The organism is Bacillus cereus group sp. BfR-BA-01356 (assembly GCF_022663635.1).
Classification (GTDB): domain Bacteria; phylum Bacillota; class Bacilli; order Bacillales; family Bacillaceae_G; genus Bacillus_A; species Bacillus_A cereus.
Map to the genome: position 1 here is coordinate 1 of NZ_JAKUFX010000243.1, position 2,421 is coordinate 2,421.

Below are 2,421 nucleotides of genomic sequence, written 5' to 3' on the forward strand. Positions count from 1 at the left end.
GTTCATCCTGAGCCAGGATCAAACTCTCCAATAAAGTTAGTTTGTCTAGCATCTAAAATAAAAATTGACGTTTCACGTTGTTTGTTTCGTTCAGTTTTCAAAGAACTACTTAGTCGCTCATTTGCGACTTCCTTATGTTAACACTTTCGTTAATTGATGTCAACTAAGTTTTTTATTTCGTTTGTCGCTTGCGACGTTATTGTCATCGGCGACTTGTCCTATATTACACCTCTATATAATAATAGTCAATATTAATCTTTCATTTTTTTTAAAAAGATGAAAAAGACTCTCATACCACCCTTTTATTTCTCATACATATCAATAAGATAACTGAAAGGAGTGTAGAACTTGTTCAATCCTTCTTTATTACACATCATAAGCTCCCATTCAAGAAGCCCACACTATCATAGGAAGTTTCCAATCATTCTATTTTGGAGTCAAAAAAGCGGCTGTACTTCTCTTGCTAAGTGGTTCTTTTACCAGATTGATTTATTACAAACCGCTCTAAGCTATAGTCCTTTCATTCATAATTATGAATATGATATATACAAAAGTACACCTGCCTATAGTGTACGACTAGGAGTAGCGTTACGAGAAAAACAAAAAGAAACTTTTAAACTTGTTCGTAACCCTTATAGGAGAGCAGTCAGTTCTTTCGTGTCCTTAATTGGACCTCCTTATATGGAAAATCCCGAATGGAAACCCATCCGAAAGTTTTTATATCAAGATGAAAATTCCACCAAAGGGATCTCATTTAAACAATTTTTATACTATCTATTTATAAAAGGGGCTCACGCAAGTGATATTAACCCACATTTCACACAACAATATATAGCTGGTGAAGAAGAATATGTGACCAATTATATATACTTAGAAAACTTCGATCACGAAATGAAAGAATTAGAAAAGCGTTTCGAATTAAAAACCGCACCAATAAATGAGCTCTCAACATCATGGCATCATCAAACTCCCGCCATGATTTATAAAGGGAATTTTAGCGAAGGCGATATTACTGATCCTTTATTTCCACGTCATCCAACTTTTGAAAGCTTTTATGATACTGAATGTATACAACTTGTCCAAACAATATTTCAAAATGATTTCGACACATATAAATACAGCAAAGAATATCCATACTAACTTTAGTCTATTATCTTTGCTAAATAAAAAAGATACCTCATATATAAGGTATCTTTTTAACATTTCAATTATATAAATCATACTGTTTAACAGTCTCTATTCTCCACCTTGTTACCTTTTAATAGATTACATAACTTTTGCTTATCCGCCCATCCTACTCCAATTAAGACTAAACTCGCTCCCATTATTACTCTCCATGTCAGAGATTCATTTAATAGAATAATTGAAGTAATAATACTTATTAATGGTAATGCATTTAAATATAATCCGCTTACTGATGCTGAAACTCTCTCTAGCGCTTTATTCCAAAACCAATACGCTAAAATTGTTGCTCCAATAACAAGGTATATTACACTAAGTACCGTTTTCCAAGTTTCAACCTTTGGGAGACCGTAATAAAAAATTTCTACCAGTGCAAACGGTAAGAGAATAACAGCTCCAATAATTAAAGTTAATGTTGTAAAAACCTCGTTTGATAAATACTGTTCTTGTTTTGGTCGTTTTAGCAAAACTGTGTAGAAAGCAAATAGAAAAGTACTTAATAATATTAGTATATCTCCTATTAAGGACACTTCTTGATTAGCACTTTTAGATGGAATCGTAATAAAGAGTACTCCTATAGCACCCAATATAATTCCTATCCAATAATTCAATCGAATTTCCTCTTTTAAAAAGAGTGCTGAAAAAAGAATTGTAACCAATGGTAACGCAGCATCTATAATACTCACATGTAATCCACTTGTTAAAGAAATGCCGTAGGATGTAAACATAAAATAACCAGCTACACCGGTAAAAGCTAACAAACTCATTCTTTTCCATGGAACTTTTTTATGTACAACTGATTTTTGTAGTTCCTTAAATGAGAATATCATACAAATTCCACCTGCAAAGAAAAGACGAATAAATAACAAAGTAAACGGCTGAATAGATTCTAACGCCCATTTTGTTGGCGCAATGGCTGTACCCCATAATATAACAGCCACTAATAACATGCATATTTCTTTCATAATTCCCCACACCCATCAAAAATATATGTTAACTACCTTAATTATAGATTTTTTCTAATGTAAAATCCTTTAAAAGCACAAAAGGTTATGTAAAATCACAAACATTCTTTTTACATCTGGACTATATTCTTGAAAAGGTAATTCTTACCTTTAAATTTAAAATAATAAAAATAAACACAAAAAAACCTAAGTCAAAATAACTTAGGTTCTTGCTTGGCGACGTCCTACTCTCACAGGGACAAGGTCCCAACTACCATCGGCGCTAGAGAGCTTA

2 protein-coding genes are annotated in these 2,421 nt (G+C 32.5%); one reads left to right on the forward strand and one right to left on the reverse strand.

Annotated elements, in window-relative coordinates; all coding sequences use genetic code 11:
• Positions 1–348 precede the first annotated feature (348 nt).
• On the forward strand, positions 349–1,140 hold the full coding sequence (locus tag MR168_RS32625) for a sulfotransferase family 2 domain-containing protein (RefSeq protein ID WP_086411286.1): 792 nt from the start codon (positions 349–351) through the stop codon (positions 1,138–1,140).
• 86 nt (positions 1,141–1,226) lie between these two features.
• On the opposite strand, the gene MR168_RS32630 is transcribed toward MR168_RS32625, so the two are convergent.
• Positions 1,227–2,147, reverse strand: coding sequence for a DMT family transporter (locus MR168_RS32630; protein ID WP_000658271.1), 921 nt, complete (start codon positions 2,145–2,147; stop codon positions 1,227–1,229).
• Between the last annotated feature and the right edge of the window lie 274 nt (positions 2,148–2,421).

Excerpts from the sequence above, each read along its gene's own strand:
- MR168_RS32630 (WP_000658271.1), bottom strand. The coding sequence starts at position 2,147 with ATGAAAGAAATATGCATGTTATTAGTGGCTGTTATATTATGGGGTACA.